Source organism: Acinetobacter sp. P1332 (assembly GCF_044057475.1).
Taxonomy (GTDB): Bacteria; Pseudomonadota; Gammaproteobacteria; order Pseudomonadales; family Moraxellaceae; genus Acinetobacter; species Acinetobacter johnsonii.
Genome location: NZ_CP171157.1, coordinates 1,604,311 through 1,622,812 on the forward strand (window position 1 = coordinate 1,604,311; position 18,502 = coordinate 1,622,812).

At 41.0% G+C, this 18,502-nt stretch carries 18 protein-coding genes; 8 read left to right on the plus strand and 10 right to left on the minus strand.

Annotation, left to right across the window (positions count from 1 at the left end):
- Positions 1-58: 58 nt before the first annotated feature.
- From mfd to ACFN7Z_RS07895, 3 genes are all read left to right on the plus strand, one after another.
- Positions 59-3,517, plus strand: a complete 3,459-nt coding sequence (gene mfd / locus ACFN7Z_RS07885) for a transcription-repair coupling factor (RefSeq protein ID WP_010326792.1) — start codon at positions 59-61, stop codon at positions 3,515-3,517.
- Between the two features lie 231 nt (positions 3,518-3,748).
- Positions 3,749-4,183 carry an HIT domain-containing protein gene (locus tag ACFN7Z_RS07890; protein ID WP_004696995.1) on the plus strand — a complete coding sequence of 145 codons (435 nt, stop codon included), beginning with the start codon at positions 3,749-3,751 and terminating at the stop codon, positions 4,181-4,183.
- Between the two features lie 58 nt (positions 4,184-4,241).
- Positions 4,242-5,705 carry an adenylate/guanylate cyclase domain-containing protein gene (locus ACFN7Z_RS07895; protein ID WP_010326791.1) on the plus strand — a complete coding sequence of 488 codons (1,464 nt, stop codon included), beginning with the start codon at positions 4,242-4,244 and terminating at the stop codon, positions 5,703-5,705.
- A 75-nt stretch (positions 5,706-5,780) separates the two neighbouring features.
- Here the strand turns inward: ACFN7Z_RS07895 and fdx are convergent, their stop codons facing one another.
- The 8 genes from fdx to ACFN7Z_RS07935 all read right to left on the minus strand — a co-directional run bounded on the left by fdx (position 5,781) and on the right by ACFN7Z_RS07935 (position 11,969).
- Complete coding sequence (gene fdx / locus ACFN7Z_RS07900; protein WP_004697000.1) at positions 5,781-6,119, minus strand: ISC system 2Fe-2S type ferredoxin; 339 nt, start codon at positions 6,117-6,119, stop codon at positions 5,781-5,783.
- A 16-nt stretch (positions 6,120-6,135) separates the two neighbouring features.
- Positions 6,136-7,995 carry a Fe-S protein assembly chaperone HscA gene (hscA, locus tag ACFN7Z_RS07905; protein WP_010326790.1) on the minus strand — a complete coding sequence of 620 codons (1,860 nt, stop codon included), beginning with the start codon at positions 7,993-7,995 and terminating at the stop codon, positions 6,136-6,138.
- Positions 7,996-8,032: 37 nt separating this feature from the next.
- The gene (gene hscB / locus ACFN7Z_RS07910) at positions 8,033-8,548 is read right to left on the minus strand and encodes a Fe-S protein assembly co-chaperone HscB (RefSeq protein WP_004697004.1); all 516 of its coding nucleotides are present in this window, start codon (positions 8,546-8,548) and stop codon (positions 8,033-8,035) included.
- Between the two features lie 119 nt (positions 8,549-8,667).
- The gene (gene iscA, locus ACFN7Z_RS07915; RefSeq protein WP_010326789.1) at positions 8,668-8,988 is read right to left on the minus strand and encodes an iron-sulfur cluster assembly protein IscA; all 321 of its coding nucleotides are present in this window, start codon (positions 8,986-8,988) and stop codon (positions 8,668-8,670) included.
- A gap of 36 nt (positions 8,989-9,024) precedes the next feature.
- Positions 9,025-9,411 (minus strand): Fe-S cluster assembly scaffold IscU, encoded by a 387-nt coding sequence (gene iscU, locus ACFN7Z_RS07920; RefSeq protein WP_004697007.1) that lies wholly within the window; start codon positions 9,409-9,411, stop codon positions 9,025-9,027.
- Positions 9,412-9,515: 104 nt separating this feature from the next.
- Positions 9,516-10,733, minus strand: a complete 1,218-nt coding sequence (locus ACFN7Z_RS07925; RefSeq protein ID WP_004697009.1) for an IscS subfamily cysteine desulfurase — start codon at positions 10,731-10,733, stop codon at positions 9,516-9,518.
- Position 10,734: 1 nt separating this feature from the next.
- On the minus strand, positions 10,735-11,208 hold the full coding sequence (locus tag ACFN7Z_RS07930) for an Rrf2 family transcriptional regulator (RefSeq protein WP_004697011.1): 474 nt from the start codon (positions 11,206-11,208) through the stop codon (positions 10,735-10,737).
- Between the two features lie 113 nt (positions 11,209-11,321).
- Positions 11,322-11,969, minus strand: a complete 648-nt coding sequence (locus tag ACFN7Z_RS07935) for a hypothetical protein (RefSeq protein ID WP_010326788.1) — start codon at positions 11,967-11,969, stop codon at positions 11,322-11,324.
- 193 nt (positions 11,970-12,162) lie between these two features.
- Here ACFN7Z_RS07935 and ACFN7Z_RS07940 point away from each other — a divergent pair, with 193 nt between their 5' ends.
- From ACFN7Z_RS07940 to ACFN7Z_RS07950, 3 genes are all read left to right on the plus strand, one after another.
- Positions 12,163-12,630, plus strand: a complete 468-nt coding sequence (locus ACFN7Z_RS07940) for a phasin family protein (RefSeq protein ID WP_010326787.1) — start codon at positions 12,163-12,165, stop codon at positions 12,628-12,630.
- A 168-nt stretch (positions 12,631-12,798) separates the two neighbouring features.
- Entirely contained in the window at positions 12,799-13,071 is a 273-nt protein-coding gene (locus ACFN7Z_RS07945; protein ID WP_004697018.1) for an HU family DNA-binding protein, read from the plus strand.
- 131 nt (positions 13,072-13,202) lie between these two features.
- Positions 13,203-15,068, plus strand: a complete 1,866-nt coding sequence (locus ACFN7Z_RS07950; protein WP_010326786.1) for a SurA N-terminal domain-containing protein — start codon at positions 13,203-13,205, stop codon at positions 15,066-15,068.
- Positions 15,069-15,150: 82 nt separating this feature from the next.
- Here ACFN7Z_RS07950 and ACFN7Z_RS07955 read toward each other — a convergent pair whose 3' ends face one another.
- Positions 15,151-16,020: a DUF2797 domain-containing protein gene (locus ACFN7Z_RS07955; protein ID WP_010326785.1), complete on the minus strand. Its 870-nt coding sequence runs from the start codon at positions 16,018-16,020 to the stop codon at positions 15,151-15,153.
- A gap of 34 nt (positions 16,021-16,054) precedes the next feature.
- On the opposite strand from ACFN7Z_RS07955, the gene ACFN7Z_RS07960 reads away from it, so the two are divergent.
- Together ACFN7Z_RS07960 and ACFN7Z_RS07965 are read left to right on the plus strand one after the other, a co-directional pair.
- Positions 16,055-16,522, plus strand: coding sequence for a DUF6231 family protein (locus tag ACFN7Z_RS07960; protein ID WP_004697025.1), 468 nt, complete (start codon positions 16,055-16,057; stop codon positions 16,520-16,522).
- A 108-nt stretch (positions 16,523-16,630) separates the two neighbouring features.
- A complete protein-coding gene (locus ACFN7Z_RS07965; protein WP_010326784.1) occupies positions 16,631-17,251 on the plus strand; it encodes a YidB family protein in 621 nt (206 codons plus the stop codon).
- Between the two features lie 104 nt (positions 17,252-17,355).
- Here ACFN7Z_RS07965 and ACFN7Z_RS07970 read toward each other — a convergent pair whose 3' ends face one another.
- The gene (locus ACFN7Z_RS07970; RefSeq protein ID WP_010326783.1) at positions 17,356-18,408 is read right to left on the minus strand and encodes a porin; all 1,053 of its coding nucleotides are present in this window, start codon (positions 18,406-18,408) and stop codon (positions 17,356-17,358) included.
- Positions 18,409-18,502 lie beyond the last annotated feature (94 nt).

Below are 18,502 nucleotides of genomic sequence, written 5' to 3' on the forward strand. Positions count from 1 at the left end.
AGCGAGAGGACATCATGCTAGTATATGACGCATGTTTTTAAACGCTAAAGCCATGTCCATGTTCCAAGAAGAAATCTCCCAACTGAATGTGCAACAACTAAAAACAGGCGAAAAACGTTGGCTGGGAAATTTGCTCGGCTCTTCAGCTGCATTATTCATTCAAACGTTAAGTACACAAAATAAAAAGCTCTTTGTAGTTGTGGCGAAAAATAATCAACACTTAGCACAACTCGAAAGTGAATTTGAATTTTACGGTATTCGACCGACCATTTTCCCAGACTGGGAAATTCTGCCTTATGATCGTTTATCTCCTCATCAAGATATTGTATCTGAGCGTCTCGCAATTTTATCCAATATGCCGCAAACAGGTGTCTTACTGATTTCGGCTTCGACCTTGGCGCAGCGTGTAGCGCCGACTTCGTGGGTTTTGGGAGAACACTTTGATATTCACGTCGGTCAAAAGTTTGAATTAGAACAGCAAAAGAAGCGTTTGATTCAAGCAGGCTATCATTTGGTCGACACAGTATATGACCATGGTGAATTTGCGGTTCGGGGTAGCATTATGGATATCTATGCCTCAGGTCAAGCTGCACCAATTCGCATAGATTTGTTTGATGATGAAATTGAAACCCTTAAATTTTTTGATCCTGAAACACAGCGCACTACGCAAAACTTAAAACAGTTTTCCGTATTACCAGCTAAAGAGTTTCCTTTAAAAGAGGCACGCAGCATATTTCGTGATCGCTATGCAGAAATGTTTCCGACGGCAAATCCAAAGAAAAATCCAATTTATCAGGATGTGTTAGAAGGGATTGCCTCACCAGGGATTGAGTTCTATTTCCCACTATTTTTCAGTGCTGCGCAGATGGAAGCTCAAAGCACACTGCTTTCATACTTACCAAATCATTCCATTGTCATTACAGATAGGCAAGTTGATGATGGTTTAGATAGTTTTTGGAAAGAAATCGATCGACGTTATGAAGACCGTCGCCATAATGTTGATCAGCCAATTTTAGCCCCTAACCAGCTTTTTATTTCGACCAATCAAGTTTTAGAACAGCTCAATACCTTTCCACGTATTATTGCCTCAGTCGAGGCTTTTGATCTAAAAGCGGGTGTGACCAATTTAAATACTGAACTTCCACCACGTTTAGCGGTCGATCCTAAAAATGAAAAGCCCTTTCACGCGGTTAAACAGTATATTGATGCTGCTAACCATCCAGTATTACTGGTTGCTGAAAGTGCGGGGCGTCGTGAAACTTTAAAAGATGCATTGCGCGCCACATTGGGAGAGATTCCTAATGTCGAGAATTTTGCTGAATTTCAAAAATCTTTACATGCCATTGCAATTACCAGTGCGCCCTTAGAGCGTGGCTTGGTATTAAAAGACAGCATTAGCATCATTTCTGAAAATCAGTTGTATGAGCATCGCGTTGTACAGCGCCGTCGTAAACGCCAGCAAGAGGTTTCGGAAGAGTTTCTCATCCGCAGTTTGACTGAGTTGAGTATGGGTGCGCCGGTGGTGCACATCGACTATGGTGTGGGGCGTTATGCGGGCTTAGTCACTTTAAGCATTGATGATCAAGACTATGAGTTCTTGCAGCTTGATTATGCCGATGCCGCCAAAGTTTATGTTCCTGTCACCAATTTACATTTGATCAGCCGTTATAGCGGCGGCGACCCAGACTTAGCACCCTTGCATAAGTTGGGTACAGATGCTTGGAGTAAAGCAAAGCGTAAAGCATTGGAGCAAATCCATGATGTAGCAGCGGAGCTATTGCATATCCAAGCCCGTCGCCAAGCGAAGCCAGGTTTTGGTTTTGAGTTGGATCAAGGTCAATATATGCAGTTTGCCAGTGGCTTTGCCTATGAGGAAACACTCGATCAAGCCAATGCGATTGAAGCGACTTTGTATGATATGCAATTGGCTAAACCGATGGATCGCTTGGTCTGTGGTGATGTGGGCTTTGGTAAAACCGAAGTTGCGATGCGCGCAGCATTCTTAGCCGTGCAGAACAACAAACAAGTGGCCGTTTTGGTGCCGACGACGTTGCTGGCCCAACAGCATTATGAGTCGTTTAAAGACCGTTTTGCAGACTGGCCTATTCGTATCGAAGTTTTATCACGTTTTGGCAGCAGTAAATCACATACGAAAACGATCGAAGACTTAGCTGAGGGCAAAGTCGATATTGTGATTGGTACGCATAAAATTCTACAAGAAAGTGTCCAGTTTAAAGACTTAGGCTTGATGATTGTGGATGAAGAACACCGCTTTGGTGTACGCGATAAAGAGCGGATTAAAGCGATGCGTGCAGATGTGGATATGTTGACTCTGACTGCAACTCCAATTCCACGGACTTTAAATATGGCCTTTAGTGGCATGCGCGATCTATCCATTATTGCCACACCACCTGCACGACGTTTAGCGGTAAAAACTTTTGTGCAAGAACATACGGGTGATTCAGTTAAAGAAGCCATCTTGCGTGAGTTACTGCGTGGTGGACAAGTTTATTTCCTACATAATGAAGTAGAAACCATTGAGCGTGCAGCGGAGAGTCTTCGAGAACTGGTCCCTGAGGCACGTGTAGCTGTTGCACATGGTCAAATGCGTGAACGCGAGTTAGAACAAGTCATGCAGCAGTTCTACCATAAAGAATATAACGTCCTGGTTTGTTCAACCATTATTGAAACAGGGATTGACGTTCCGAATGCCAATACTATTTTAATTGAACGGGCAGATAAGCTGGGTTTAGCGCAGTTGCATCAACTACGTGGGCGTGTAGGGCGCTCGCATCACCAAGCCTATGCCTATCTGTTGGTGCCATCCATCAAAGGGTTGAAAGGCGATGCCGAAAAGCGTCTAGATGCGATTCAGCGGGCATCGACATTAGGTGCGGGTTTTATGTTGGCCACGGAAGACTTAGAAATTCGCGGAGCGGGTGAGCTACTCGGCGAGCAACAAAGTGGTTCAATGCAAGCGATTGGCTATAGCTTGTATATGGAGATGCTTGAAAAGGCGACCAAAGCCATTCAAAAAGGCAAAACCCCGAACTTCGATGCGCCACTCTCACTGACCGCAGAAATCAATTTACATATGCCAGCTTTGATTCCAGATGAATATCTGGGAGATGTCCATCAGCGTTTATTGTTCTATAAGCGTATTAGTAATACGGACAGTCAGGAAAAGCTCGATAACATTCGTATGGAGTTGATTGACCGTTTTGGGATACCGCCACAACCTGTGAAGCAGCTTTTTGCTGTGCATCAGATGCGTTTGAAAGCAGAAACACTGGGCATTACCAAAGTCGATATTGCTGCCAATGGTGGTGCGATTGAATTTTCACCAGATACTCCAGTTCAGGCGATTAGTATTATTCAGATGATGCAAAAACACCCGACCTTTTTTAGGATGGAGGGTGGTCAGCGCTTAAAGGTCATGGTGATGCTAGAGGAATATGAAAAACGGATTCAATTTATCAATGACTTATTGGAAAGTTTGTTGAAAGAGTTGCATTAAAATTTAGCTTTAATTTGCTGTGATTTCATACAGATATCAGGTCTTTCTTGCGGACTTGCGCTATAAAAAGAAAGACTTGATTTTTTGATGAAATTTATTAAAGTAATAAATGTGATGTAGTTCAAAGTAAAACGTAGTTTATTTGTGTTGAAACACATTGCTTGCAATATTCACCTCTGATTGGATGTGATAGTATTAGCCATTATTCTAATTTGCATCATTTATAAAGATATGTTTAGTTTGCATCCACAACTTGCTCAAGATACGTTTTTTGTAGGCGACTTTCCACTTTCAACATGTCGCTTAATGAATGATATGCAATTCCCGTGGCTAATTTTAATTCCACGCGTGCCAGGCATCACTGAGTTATATGAACTCAGTCAAGCCGACCAAGAACAGTTTTTGCGTGAGTCAAGCTGGTTATCAAGCCAATTGGCTCGTGTATTCCGTGCTGACAAAATGAATGTTGCTGCTTTAGGTAACATGGTTCCGCAGCTCCATTTCCACCATGTTGTACGTTATCAAAACGACGTCGCATGGCCAAAACCAGTTTGGGGTACTCCCGCTGTTCCTTATAGCAATGAAGTGCTTGCGCATATGCGTCAAACTTTAATGCTTGCACTACGTGGTCAAGGTGATATGCCATTCGATTGGCGTATGGACTAATACACGTGAGAAATCAAATCAGGGATGATTTGATCGTGCGCATAGTGGGGAACGAGCAGTGCCATTAGACGATTGGTTATCTAAAGAGCCTAAACAATTCGAGTATTTCCATCGTGTGATGGGATATGGCATGCTGTCTTTAATAACCATCGTCTATCATTATACGATGGCAGATACGCAATATCAGATTTATGTGCCGCTGTTGTTGCTCATTGTGTTATTGATCACACAACCATTTTCAAGGTGGTTAGGTTATCGCTTCAATAATACGATGCGACGCGGTGTGATGTTTGTTATTGATATTGTCATTACAGCGATCATTTTAGCCGCTGTACATCTCAGTATCGTACTCACATTTTTAACCATTTTTGCTATGCTTTACACGGCTATTAGCAATAAAATTTCTTTTTTGATGGTGTCTTTGGCCAGCCTGATTGGGGTGGTTGTCTTTTATGTCTCGATTATCTTTGTCTTTGGTTTTGGTGAGTATTTCGAGGCTACCAGTACCGAACTGATCGTATTGGGTTTTTTGTGCCTCACCACTTATTTTGGCGTGGGTAGCTATTATCACCGCAACCAAATGCAAGACATATACCGCCGAAAAAATCACTATTTCGATCAGATGAACCGTTATATGGAGTTTGCCAATCAGCTGAGTCGCTATGCACCAGTTCAGTTGTGGCAATCGATTATGAAGGGTGAGTCTGAAGCGAAAATTGAATACAAGCGTAAGAAACTGACAGTTTTCTTTTCAGATATTCAGGGCTTTACAGAGCTTTCTGAAAGCTTAATTCCGGATGATTTAGCATTTCTACTCAATGATTATTTAAAACACATGACCGAGATTGCGAAGCAATATGAAGGTACTGTTGATAAATTCATGGGGGATGCAATTTTAGTGTTTTTTGGTGATCCTAATTCCGAAGGTGTAGAGCGTGATGCTCAAAACTGTTTGGAAATGGCCATGGCGATGCGTCAGCAAATGAAAATTCTGCGCGAGCGTTGGGTGAAAATGGGTTATCCACCATTGCATATTCGTATGGGGATTTCTACAGGGTATTGTCACGTAGGGAACTATGGCGCATCGCATCGTATGGCTTATACCATTGTTGGTCGTGATGTAAACCTTGCTGCACGTTTACAAAGTGCAGCACAAGTGGATGAAATCTTAATTTCGGACGATACACATAATTTAGTAAAAAATGATTATCTTTGTGCACCGAAAGCGCCAATTTTCCTTAAGGGGATTAAAGGTGCTGTGAAGACGTGGCAAGTCGTTGAAAAATATACCTCGCAAAAATTAGACTATCAGCGCTGGTTTGATTATGAATATAAAGGGTTTCATTTACTGCTGAACTTAGATCAAGTGCAGAATTTTGAATATCCGCAGTTAATTCAAGTCTTAGAAAAAATGATTCAACGCATTCAAACCCAACAGAAGATGACCAATTCGCAAGGTATCGTCAAACTCAATCTTGAAGATGAAGTAATAGAGCCTGTTCAGAAAAATGAATATCATTAACTTGATGGTATCGGATACAAAAATGAGAGTCGTAAAGAAGCCACTACAATGAGTGGCTTTTTTATGCTTTGAAAATTAGTGATTTTCAGACGCGTGGTTAATTGTGTATTTAGGAATTTCAACTTCTAAGTCTTCATCCACTAACTTCACTTGGCAAGACAAGCGAGAGTCAGGTTCTAAGCCCCAAGCCCGATCCAGTAGATCGGCTTCAACATCATTCATTTCTTCTAAGCTGTCGAAGCCTTTACGTACCACAACGTGACAGGTTGTACATGCAGCTGACATATCGCACGCATGTTCAATCTTGATTCCATTTTTCAGTAAGCTTTCACAAAGATTCGCATTCTGTTCAACTTCAAACTCAGCACCTTCTGGGCAGATTTGCGCATGTGGGAGAACTTTAATACGTGGCATAGTCTTTACCTATAAATTAGTTTGAGTTTGACCAGTCGTCGAGTTTTGTGCCTTTCAGCGCTGCATCGATATGCTGATTCATACGTGCTGCTGCAAAAGCATCACTGTGTATTTTAAGCTGTTCAACAGCAGATTCAATTGCTTTGATTTCTGTTGTTTCAAGTGTTGCTTCTAATGAAGTTTTGGCCGCATTTAATGCAACTTGTTGTTCATTCGTGAGCAGGTGAGCATCCACTTTCAAGGCTTGCTCTAAAGCTTCGAGTTCGCGTTTTGCTTCAACTTTGGTTTCTTGTAAGTGACGAAGATTTTTATCTTCTTCAGCAAATTTATAACCATCAAGCAGTAAGCGTTCCATGTCACTATCAGCCAAACCATATGATGGTTTGATGTCAATTTGTGCATGTACGCCAGAGGTTGTTTCTTTAGCTGAAACCGTCAGTAGGCCATCGGCATCCACTTGGAAGGTCACTTCAATGCGTGCTTGACCCGCAGTCATTGGTGGAATACCGCGAAGGACAAAACGACCTAAGCTACGGCAATGCTCAACCAAATCACGCTCACCTTGAACCACATGAATCAACATCGCTGTTTGGCCATCTTGGTAGGTGGTGAACTCTTGGCGACGTGCAACTGGGATTGCGGTATTACGTGAAATAAGACGCTCGACCAAGCCACCCATGGTTTCTAGACCGAGAGAAAGCGGTGTTACATCAAGCAGTAATGCGCCATCGGCTGTGTTTCCAATCAGCTGATTGGCTGTAATCGATGCACCGATAGCAACAACTTCGTCTGGGTTGATGGTACACAATGGCTCTTGAGCAAATACATCGCGTACAGCGTTTTGTACAGCATAAGAGCGAGTTGAGCCACCGACCAAAACCACGTTTTGAATGTCGCTGAGTTCAAGCTTCGCATCACGGAGGACGCGTTTACACACACTAATTGTTTTATCTAAAGCAACTTTGATAATGCCTTCAAATGTCGCACGATCAAGCGTTAAGCTGTGCTCTAGGACTTGTAAATGAACGCTTTCTACATCGGTTAAAGCTTCTTTAGCTTTACGTGCAGCAACTAAAATGTGTGCATATTCAGTGTCATCGAACTGCTCAATGTTGAGTTCTTTTTTCGCCCATTTTACGATTAAGCGGTCAAGATCATCACCGCCTAATGCGGTATGGCCACCCGTTGCTAACACTTCAAACACGCCTTGTGAAAAGCGTAAAATTGAAACGTCAAAGGTACCGCCACCCAAGTCATAAATCACATAGTTGTGATCATGCGCAAGATTGGTTTCTTGGTCCAGACCATACGCAACTGCAGCAGCAGTAGGCTCATTTAAAAGTCGTAGTACATTTAAACCCGCAAGTTGTGCGGCATCGCGTGTTGCTTGACGTTGAGCCTCATCGAAGTATGCGGGAACGGTAATCACTGCACCATTGACTTCATTTTTTAAGCTCGCTTCAGCACGATCTTTTAGTTGCTTTAAAATTTCAGCGGACACTTCGACAGGAGTTTTGCGGCCCTGAGCGGTTTCAAAAGCAGGCATTTGATTATCTTCACCCACTAAAGTGTAGGGGTGTTGAAACTTAATGTCGGCTTTAGAGCGTCCCATAAAACGTTTGACTGAAACGATGGTGTTTTTAGGGTCGGCAGTCAAAAATGGTTTTGCTTCGTCGCCATATTGGGTTTGGTTTACACCATAATACGCGATCGATGGGAGTAAGACACGACCTTGTTCATCATGCAAAACTTTTGCCTTGCCTGAAAGTATAGTTGCAACTAGAGAGTGAGTTGTACCTAAGTCGATACCAATGGCAATACGGTGTTCATGTGGCGCACTTGATTGTCCAGGTTCTGCAATTTGCAAGAGAGCCATGTGTTACATCCTTTGAGCGTCAAAAATTAAAAATAAGTTAAAATTCATCATCTAAATCAAAGCTATCGTCATCTTCAAAACGATCTTCAGCTTTATCTATGTCATGCATGACTTTTACAAAGAAGCGAAGTTTGCGGACATCATCACGTGCCTCAGCCCAATCTTCCTCTTCAAAATCAATTTTGAATTCGCGGACTAAACCATCAATCCATTGTTGAACGTCTAATTTGAGTGATTGTAATTCATCTGCTGAACGTGCTTCATCAAGTTGTTCACGGATTTCTAAGGCAGACTGGAGAAATTCAAAATCATTGATGGATTGATCAAGATGATAATCTTGTTTTTTTAATCCTAATAAATATCCTGCACGGCTATCGACCTGAGATAAAACTTTAAATGCTTGATTGATCTCACTTGATTTTATGAGGGCTTGATCTTTATCGAGAGCTTTATCTGGGTGATATTGTTGCTGCAACTTTAAAAATTCTGATTTTAAGGTTGCTAAATCAATATCGAGTGCTACTGGGAGGTTAAACAACTCAAAATGATTCATAGGAGAGGGATTCCGCGCTAAATTGGGGGTCATTGCGAAAGCAAAAACAATCTATGTAAATGCAATTAAAACAGTGTGATACACACTGTTTTAATGTTGAAAAGCAAGTTAATGAACTGTTATACGGTGAAAGATTCACCACAGCCACATTCGCCTTTTTTGTTTGGGTTGTTAAACTCAAAGCCTTCGTTTAAACCATTTTTCACGTAGTCCATCTCCATACCATCGAGATAAACCAAGCTTTTTGGGTCTACAAATACTTTCACCCCAAACTGCTCAAAGCTAGTGTCATGTGCATCAATTGAATCGACAAATTCAAGCACATAAGCCAAACCAGAACAGCCTGAAGTTTTCACGCCAACGCGAATACCTTCACCCTTACCGCGATTTTTTAAATAATTGCTGATATGAGTTGCAGCATTTTCAGTTAAGTTGATCATGAAAACTCCCTAATCTTTCTTTAAAATGCGAAGCAATTAAGCTTTAGATTTTTTGCTGCGGTAGTCTTCAACAGCAGCTTTAATAGCATCTTCAGCCAGTACAGAACAGTGTACTTTTACTGGAGGAAGAGCAAGTTCAGTTGCGATATCAATGTTTTTGATCGCTTGAGCTTGATCTAAAGTTTTGCCTTTTAGCCATTCAGTCACTAAAGAGCTTGATGCAATAGCAGAACCACAACCATAAGTTTTGAAACGTGCTTCTTCAATCACACCGTTGTCATCTACTTGAATCTGTAAACGCATAACGTCGCCACATGCAGGTGCTCCGACCATACCTGTACCTACGTTTTCAGCATTTTTGTCTAATACACCTACATTACGAGGGTTTTCGTAATGGTCAATTACTTTTTCGCTATAAGCCATGATGCGTCTCCAAACCTCGGGGTCAGCGTTAATATTAAATATGGGGTCAAAACTTGATTTTTCAATGAAGCCATCCAGTATGTGAATGACTTCAATGGGAAAAATTAGTGTTCAGCCCACTCAACTGTAGAAAGGTCGATACCGTCTTTGTACATGTCCCAAAGTGGAGAAAGTTCACGAAGTTTCTCCACTGCAGAACGCGTCACTGTAAGTACATGGTCAATGTCTGCTTCAGTGGTGTATTTACCAAAACTGAAACGAATTGAACTGTGCGCAAGTTCGTCAGACAAACCTAGTGCACGTAATACATAAGAAGGTTCTAATGTTGCTGAAGTACAAGCTGAACCCGAAGATACAGCAGCGTCTTTCAACGACATCATTAACGATTCACCTTCAACAAAGTTGAAACTTACGTTTAAGTAGTTCGCAACGTTTTGTGTTGGGTGGCCGTTTAAGAAAATTTGTTCTAAGTCTTGTAAGCCATTCCAAAGCTTGTCACGAAGTACGCGAATGCGTGCTTGTTCAGAAGCTAAGTTTTTACCTGCAAGTTCAAATGCTTCACCCATACCAACGATTTGGTGTGTTGCAAGTGTACCAGAACGCATACCGCGTTCATGACCACCACCATGCATTTGCGCTTTTAAACGAACACGTGGAGTACGACGTACATAGAGTGCGCCAATACCTTTAGGGCCATAAATTTTATGAGCAGAGAAGCTCATAAGGTCAACTTTCATAGTTGAAAGGTCAATTTCAACTTTACCTGCAGCTTGCGCCGCATCGACATGGAAGAAGATCTTGTGTGCACGAGTAATTTCACCAATTGCCGCAACATCAGTCACAGAACCAATTTCGTTGTTTACCATCATAAGTGAAACAAGAATAGTGTCTGGACGAATAGCTGCTTCAACCATTTCAGGGGTAATTAAGCCAGTGTTTGGAAGTGGCTCAAGGTAAGTGATTTCAAAACCTTCAGACTCAAGCTCACGGCAAGTGTCTAAAATAGCTTTGTGTTCAATTTTACTTGTAATAATGTGCTTGCCTTTAGAGGCATAGAATTGTGCTACGCCTTTAAGAGCTAAGTTATCTGATTCAGTTGCACCAGAAGTCCAAACGATTTCGCGTGGATCTGCTTTGATCAAGTTTGCAACTTGTTCACGTGCATATTCTACTTTTTCTTCTGCCTGCCAGCCGTAAGCATGAGAGCGAGATGCTGGGTTGCCAAATGTGCCGTCAAATGTCAGGCATTCCATCATGCGTTCAGCGACTTGCGGGTCTACAGGAGTTGTTGCTGCATAATCAAGATAAATTGGACGTTTCATGTCAAATACCTGTTACCGATAAAAGGGCTGAATCTGAAGGTGCTGTGTTTTGGCGAATGGCAACTTTTTGAACGTTGTCACGTGCTACAAGGTCAGCAAGAGTGATTTTAGCGAGATAGTCGGCAATGTGATGGGAGAGTTCTTGCCATAAATCGTGAGTTAAGCACATTGCGCCATTTTGGCAGTTGCCTTTATGGTCACAGCGAGTGGCATCAACTGTTTCGTTTACAGCTTCAATAACTGCTAATACTGTAATTTCATCAGCGCGACGAGCTAAGTGGTAACCACCGTTGGCACCACGAATACTAGAAACTAAGCCGTGGCGCTTTAATTTCGCAAATAACTGTTCAAGATAAGCAACAGAGATAGTTTGACGAGCTGCAATTTCTGCAAGCGTGATCGTTTGTTCAGTTGGCTGCAAAGCTAAATCAAGTAGAGCAGTCACTGCGTAGCGTCCGCGAGTTGTTAAGCGCATGATTCGATACACATGATTAGACTAGATGTGCCGATTTTAAGAATCCTGACTAAAATAGTCAAGTTTTTTTAATAGGGATTGTGCGTATTTAATTTGCTTGAAATATTATGTAGTTATGCAAGCCAAATATTATATACCAATAAGCTAATCAAAAGTATAGAAAACACAAAAAATGTGACATTTATACGTTTTTGACGTTGCTCGATACGGCGAATACGATTTTTGTATTGTTTCACTTCAACCTGTAGAGTGTTGATTTTAGAACGTTGTTCTTCAATTTTCTCTAAAAGTGGTGCAATACGCTTTTTGGATGCAACCACATTTTGCGGATCAGTTGGTTCAGTTAACCAGTTTTTCCAATCGGCAAGAACTTTAGGTGCACTAAAATGTAAAATTAAATCTCGGAACTCATCTTTTAAGGTGATGTCACCATCAATACGCATGGTTTTAATACTACGACGGTTTCCAAAGACGAAAATTTTAATTAAATCCATCAATGTGGTGCGTACATCTAAGTCGACTGGTTTTTCGGGTGCTTTGGCGTCAAATAAAACACCTTGAGTGGTAAAGGTGATATAGAAGTCAAAATAAGGCAGGTAGCTATTTATTTTAATCGCAATATTTTGCTCAACAAACTTTTTAGAATGAAGTGCAACCACGCGGTCGTGTTTTAAAATAAGAGAAAAGATCGTCTCAAGAACAATCATCACCATAGTGAGTAGCATATGTGTTTGATTGTGTTCTTTTTGAGAATCACTCATAAGTAGTAACCTAAATCCTGACCTGAAATGAGCATCCTGCTCGCAAAAACTTCAGACTTAAAAATAAAAATGTAATAAAGATGCTTTGTAGAACAGTTTTACAAATCGATCAAGTCTAATATTTGCTAGTATAGTGCAATCTATAAGATTTTTTGGATGTTTTTGCACATAAATCATGCAGGAGATGGTGCTAATGGAAAAAGCAGATATAGAGTTGGATGATATTTCGCCAGAAGATGAAACACTAAAAAAAACAAAAACTAAGCATCATTTTCACCGTAAAAATAGTTTGGATTTTAGAAAGTATACCAAGCAAATCTGGTTAGCGGGTTTGGGTGCTTTTTCACGTGCAGAGGAAGAAGGGAATAAATTATTTGACTCCTTGGTCCAAGTCGGCGAAGAGTTAGAATCTAAAACCACTGAAATTGCTGACCAAACGGTTGAAAAGGTATCTGAGAAAGCGCGTGAATCGGTGACGGATACTAAAGACAAGGTTGAGAAGATTGTAGATCGCGGGGTAAATCACTCCTTAAACCGGATTGGATTGGTCACGGTGAAAGATATTCAGTACTTAGAAAACCTGATTCTTCAACTTAATGATAAAATCGATGTTTTGATTGAAGAAAATAAGAAGTTAAACGAAAAAGTGAATAAAAAGTGATCTGGTTGTGCTTTTGTACCTTTTTCAACGTTTTTTTGTGATTTATTTTCCAAAAAAGCATATACAGAGTATTGCGTTTTCACCTAAAGCATTGCTATAAAGGCGTTACGGTAATTTATACTAAATTTTTGGACCTTAAATAAACGATATTAAGAGGACGCGATCCACATGAATAAATCAGAATTAATTGATGCAATTGCAGAGAAAGGGGGATTGTCTAAGACTGATGCTGGTAAGGCCTTAGACGCTACAATTGCTTCAATCACTGAAGCGCTTAAGTCTGGTGATACAGTTACACTTGTTGGTTTTGGTACTTTCAATGTGAAAGAACGTGCTGCACGTACTGGCCGTAACCCACAAACTGGTGCTACTTTAGAAATTAAAGCAAGCAAAGTACCAAGCTTCAAAGCTGGTAAAGGTTTAAAAGATTCAGTTGCTTAATCTTTTAAATAAATACTAAACGCGCCTTTTCGGCGCGTTTTTTATTAAACATTAGAAAATGTGTCGATAACACATTCATTCATTGCTGCTTTTCAGTTAAAATCTCGGGCAAATAAAATATTGGAATACTTATGGAATCTTTTCGTAAAGTTATTAAGGGTTGGTTGGGCAAGGCTTTGCTCATTTTGTTTTTGACCCCTTTAGCACTTGTAGGTATTGAAGGATATTTTAGTAGCGGATCAAAAGACGCTGTGAAATCAGTCAATGGCCAAGATATTTCTGAAAAGGAATTAGAGACCTTAACCGCTTCCTTTAAAGAACAATTCTTAGCTTATGCCAATGGGGATGAAACTTTACTGAACCAAAGCTTTATCAAAGATAAAGCGATGGACCAACTGATCGCAAATACTTTGTTATTGCAACAGGCTGAAAAGCTGGGCATTTCACTTAGTGATACTCAAATTGAACAGATGATTGCTCAACAGCCAAGTTTTCAAGAAAATGGAAAATTTTCAGAAACGCGTTATTCAAGCTATTTGCAGTCTGTGGGTATGAGTAGTGATGCGCTCGTTGCAAACTTACGTCAAGACCATGCATTAAAAATGATGCGTTCGACTTTTGTTGATTATGCATTGGTGAGTAAACTAGATATTCAACAAATCGCTAACTTACAAACAGAACAGCGTACTGTGCAGTTTGCCAATGTAAATCTTGATGAATATAAAAAGAACGTCAAGGTTTCAGCACAAGAGATTGAAAACTATTACAAGCAACACCCAACCATGTTTAAACAAGTGGCAAGTGTAGATGTTGACTATGTGTTGTTAACACCAGCCAATGTGCCGGCTGCTGCTTCACCTGTTACAGATGCGGAGTTGCAGCAAGCCTATACACAGTTTGTTGAAGCACAAAAAGATAATGTTGCGCCTTTGGTTAAACATATTCTGATTACAACGGATGCACGTACAGATGCTGAAGCAAAAAAACGTGCAGAAGAAGTTGTTGCAAAAATTAAAGCAGGCACAAGCTTTGCTGCAGCTGCGGCTCAATACTCTGAAGATACTGCATCTAAAGCGAATGGTGGTGCTTTAGCCGTTTATAACAAAGGCACTTTTGGTGATGCTTTTGACCAAGCTGTAGCATCGCTTAAATCGGGTCAAGTGTCAGTGCCTGTAAAAACTGAATTTGGTTACCATGTCATTGAAACTGATGCACCAGCTGTGAAGTTGCCATCTTTTGAAAATGAAAAAGCACGTTTGACTGAGGAAGTTCAGAAGAATAAAACAGCCAATGCATTCTCTGATACTGTAAACAGTTTAAATGAACTGGTTGTAGACTCAGATGCTTTAGACGTGGTGTCTCAAGAAGTTAAAGGTGTACAAGTTCAAACTGTAAAAGGCATGACCTTATCTACACAGCATCCTGTATTAAGTAATGCCGCGGTAAAAGTGAAACTGTTTAATGATGACGTTAAAAACGGTGATCGTAACGCGACCAGCAGCATTCAACTTCCGAATGGGGATGTGGTTTGGGCAAAAGTACGTGATTATCATGCGGCAGGTGTCCAAACTCTTCAAGAAGCAACACCACGTGTGAAAGCAAAATTGGTTGAACAAAAAGCTTATGATGCTGCTAAAGCCAAAATTGCTCAAAGTTTAAAAGACTTTAAAACTCAACCAGCAGCATCAGTTGTTGCCAAGAGTGGCTTAGCCTTTACTGCACCGCAAGTGTTTATTCGTTCACAAGGTTTACCGCGTGCAGTTGAGCGTGCGGCGTTTAGCCAAGCGGCACCAAAAGCAGGACAGTGGTCTGTAACAACAGCATTATTGCCAACAGAAATGGTGGTGGTCGCGGTATCAAACGTAAACAAGACGACGTCTAGTGCATTGACGGATGAGCAGTTGGCTGAGCTTTCGAAGTTATATCAACAACTTCGTGGTCAGCAAGAAGCTGAAGATTATGTGCAATACTTAAAAGCACATGCGAAAATTAAATAATCGCACGCTATAAAAAAACCTGCATTCGTGCAGGTTTTTTTATGTATAGAGATAGTCAAATTCTACTTAAGGGTAAGTAGCTTTAGGCACGGATTTTGAGCTCATAACCTGAATATTTACGAATATTAATCACACCCGTATCTAAAATCAGGTACTGACCTTTAATCCCTTGTAACTTACCGCGAATAACTGGGGTTTTATCCAGATTGTGGGATTTAATTTTCTCAGGATATTGCTCAACTGGATAAACAAACTCGCGTGGCAGTTCAGTTTCCAAAAGGTCAACTGTTTCATTGAATTCAAGATTTTGACTAAATTCCTCACGAATGGTTTGGATTTTAGGTGCAAATTCTTCGATGAGTTGTTCGCGAACTTCAATCAAGTCGAGTGGTTCAGCTTCGCCTTTGAGTAATTTGCGCCAATCGGTTTTGTCTGCCACTTGTGTGCCAAACATAATTTCGAGCTGGCCTGAAAGACGGCGCGAACCGACTTTCATAATTGGAAGGGCTTGGGTTGCACCTTGATCGAGCCAACGGGTTGGCATTTGGCTAATCCTTGTAATCCCAACTTTTAGGGCACTTGAGTTGGCTAAATAAACAATATGAGGCTGAAAGCAAACTTCATGCGCGAAGCTGTCTTCTCGGCAGGTGCCTAAGTGGTAGTGACAGGTTTCAGGTTTCATGATGCACATGTCACAAGAGGCTTTGGTTTTAAAGCACTTGAAGCAATGGCCTTGTGAAAACGATTTAGATGTTTTAGCACCACATGAAACACAGAAGATTTTACCAGTCCATTCTATCTCGATTTCTTGACCCAAGTTAAAAGGAAGGTCAACTTCTGAACGATCTAGGATAAATTTATATTCAACATTTGCCTTGTGTGTATGTTGATCAGTTACACTAAGGTCCTTAAGACCTGCATGCATTTTATGGCAAATGCCTTGAAGTTCCATACAGAATTACTCACTCAATATTAAGGATGCGGTTATGGCTGAACTGAACGTCATTACTTCTATGCTAGACGATTTATCTCAAGAACAGCCTATTTCAACTGCATTGTGCATTGGGCAGGATCTCAGCCCAAATCATCATCAATCTATTCAATGGCAATATTTTAGCGTATCTGACTTTTTAAGTCTGCCTTTTACCCAGCGCTATGATTTAGGTTTTGTGCTTTTTGATACGGCAGAAATGCAAAATATAAGCTCACAACAAAAATCACAACTATTGGTGCGTTTAAGAGATTTGATGGCAAAGCGTATTGTGGTGGTGAGTCAATTGCAGGATGAACAACTACTTCGTGCTTTAGGTTTTACTCAACTAATCGATAAAACGACGCATGGTAAAGACTTTGCTTTATGGCAATTTAATATTTTGACCTATAAGCATGTGCCTGACTGGTTTAATTCAAAGTTTTGGGCGAATCCTGAAAACTGGAATAAATTCCGTTGGTGATTTGACTGCGACTGTATTTTTCCATTCATAGCAAAAATTAACAATTTATTTCTATAGGGTTTTTTTAAACATCGTATGCTGTTTAAAAAACCTAGAAAGGATAAAGTGATGACGAACCTGAATAATATTATAGAAATTTTAGCAAAGCAGGCCATGGGCGGTCAGCAACAGTCAAACCAACAAAGTGGTTTGGGTGGAATTTTGGGTTCGGTGCTTGGACAACTCGGGGCGGGTGGTACAGGCCAAACACAACAGGGTGGTCTGGGCGATATTTTAGGTTCGGTGTTGGGCGGTTTGACTGGTGGACAGTCACAACAGATGCCAAACTCGCAGAACTCAGGATTTGCAGGCGGTGGGAAAAGTTTATTGATTGCGGTATTGCCTTTGATTTTGGCATGGATTCAACAGCAAGGTGGTTTGCAAGCAGCTTTAGATAAACTCAAAGGACAGGGTTTAAGCAGTCAGGTCGAGGACTGGGTTTCAACAGGGCCAGGAGAAAATGCCAGTGTAAATCCAGAGCAAGTGCAAAACTTGTTTGATGATGCCGCGGTGGAGCAAGTTGCAGAGCAAGCGAATGCACCTAAACAAGATGTATATAGTGCTATTTCACAAGTATTACCGCAAATTATTGATTCACTCACCCCGCAAGCAGGACAAACCAATCCTCAAGAAGCCAACGCGGATATCCAACAGGTATTGAACTTGGTTTCGGGTTTTTTAAAACGCTAAATTCACAATAAAAAAGCCATCCTAGAATGGCTTTTTTATTACTTGAAATTCTAGATTAAAAAACACGCCGAAGCGTGTTTTTTAATTTTTAGGGGAGCGCTAACTTAGAAGTCGTAACGCATTCCTAGAGAAAGACCAAGACTGTTTTCACCCGCTACACCGCTTACGCTGTTTGTACGGCCTTCTTTCCAAGGGGTTAGGTTTGATTTGTCATCATTAATAACCGTTGCCAAGTTACCGTATAAACGAACTGCTTTGTCTAGGCGGTGCTCAAGGCCAACAGCGAGTAATGTTGAGTTTGCATCATCTGCATCGACATCACGGTAGAATACTTCACCACGTACTAAAGTTTTTGGAGCAAACTTGTATTCACCCGCTACACCAAAGACTTGTGCATCAGGAGTAACTGTAGAGTTGTCATGTTGTAGGAATTGGTACATGCCACCTAAGTTAAAGTCAGGGGTGATTTTGTATGCGCCAGCGATACGGAAACCATCACGCTCACCGCTAGTTGCTTCTTCTTCATAGTGTTCGTATGCAGCAGCGAAGTCGACGTTACCTTCTTTATAGGTTAAAGCTAAGTCATAAGCTTTATCTTTGTCTTTAGCACCATCTTTTGTTGCATCTGGGCTATTTGCTTCATGTAAAGAAAGTGCACCTAATACATTGAAGCCATTACCAAATTTAGGTGATTTATATTCGATAGTATTTGCATTACGCTCATCAAACTTCAAGTTACCTACACGTGTTACGTTACGTACGTCACCAACCATGTCGCCAAAGAAGTTGATTGGACCGCGTGCAGCCTTGAATGGGCTGTCAAAACGACCCACACGTGCTTGACCGAAGTCACCTTTTAAGCCTACAAAAGTATCTCGTGTTGCAAACTCAAGGTCGCTATTTGATGAACCGCTTGCGAAATTGATTTCTTGTTCAATTTGGCCGAATACAGTCATGCCATTTTCAAGCTCTTGTTCAGCCTTGAAGCCTAAGCGTGAAGAGTTTGAAGAGATTCCAACTTCGTTATAGTCAGCGCCATCATCTAGATAGTCTAAAGAAACATGCGCACGGCCATAAATTTTTACGTCAGCAGCCATCGCTAAAGCTGGTGTAAGTAAAGTTGCCCCAACTGCTAATGCGCAAAGTGTTTTTTTCATGTGTAGCTCCAAGAAAGACTTTTTGTTGATTCGTCTATAAAAGGTTATTCAGTCGTCTTTTTATTCATCAGACTTCTGTCTCTTGGCGCTCATT

Excerpts from the sequence above, each read along its gene's own strand:
- iscU (WP_004697007.1), bottom strand. The coding sequence starts at position 9,411 with ATGGCTTATAGCGAAAAAGTAATTGACCATTACGAAAACCCTCGTAAT.
- ACFN7Z_RS07970 (WP_010326783.1), bottom strand. The coding sequence starts at position 18,408 with ATGAAAAAAACACTTTGCGCATTAGCAGTTGGGGCAACTTTACTTACA.
- ACFN7Z_RS07925 (WP_004697009.1), bottom strand. The coding sequence starts at position 10,733 with ATGAAACGTCCAATTTATCTTGATTATGCAGCAACAACTCCTGTAGAC.
- fdx (WP_004697000.1), bottom strand. The coding sequence starts at position 6,119 with ATGCCACGTATTAAAGTTCTCCCACATGCGCAAATCTGCCCAGAAGGT.
- ACFN7Z_RS07935 (WP_010326788.1), bottom strand. The coding sequence starts at position 11,969 with ATGAGTGATTCTCAAAAAGAACACAATCAAACACATATGCTACTCACT.
- hscB (WP_004697004.1), bottom strand. The coding sequence starts at position 8,548 with ATGAATCATTTTGAGTTGTTTAACCTCCCAGTAGCACTCGATATTGAT.
- ACFN7Z_RS07940 (WP_010326787.1), top strand. The coding sequence starts at position 12,163 with ATGGAAAAAGCAGATATAGAGTTGGATGATATTTCGCCAGAAGATGAA.
- mfd (WP_010326792.1), top strand. The coding sequence starts at position 59 with ATGTTCCAAGAAGAAATCTCCCAACTGAATGTGCAACAACTAAAAACA.
- iscA (WP_010326789.1), bottom strand. The coding sequence starts at position 8,988 with ATGATCAACTTAACTGAAAATGCTGCAACTCATATCAGCAATTATTTA.
- ACFN7Z_RS07955 (WP_010326785.1), bottom strand. The coding sequence starts at position 16,020 with ATGGAACTTCAAGGCATTTGCCATAAAATGCATGCAGGTCTTAAGGAC.
- ACFN7Z_RS07965 (WP_010326784.1), top strand. The coding sequence starts at position 16,631 with ATGACGAACCTGAATAATATTATAGAAATTTTAGCAAAGCAGGCCATG.
- ACFN7Z_RS07945 (WP_004697018.1), top strand. The coding sequence starts at position 12,799 with ATGAATAAATCAGAATTAATTGATGCAATTGCAGAGAAAGGGGGATTG.
- ACFN7Z_RS07890 (WP_004696995.1), top strand. The coding sequence starts at position 3,749 with ATGTTTAGTTTGCATCCACAACTTGCTCAAGATACGTTTTTTGTAGGC.
- hscA (WP_010326790.1), bottom strand. The coding sequence starts at position 7,995 with ATGGCTCTCTTGCAAATTGCAGAACCTGGACAATCAAGTGCGCCACAT.
- ACFN7Z_RS07950 (WP_010326786.1), top strand. The coding sequence starts at position 13,203 with ATGGAATCTTTTCGTAAAGTTATTAAGGGTTGGTTGGGCAAGGCTTTG.
- ACFN7Z_RS07960 (WP_004697025.1), top strand. The coding sequence starts at position 16,055 with ATGGCTGAACTGAACGTCATTACTTCTATGCTAGACGATTTATCTCAA.
- ACFN7Z_RS07930 (WP_004697011.1), bottom strand. The coding sequence starts at position 11,208 with ATGCGCTTAACAACTCGCGGACGCTACGCAGTGACTGCTCTACTTGAT.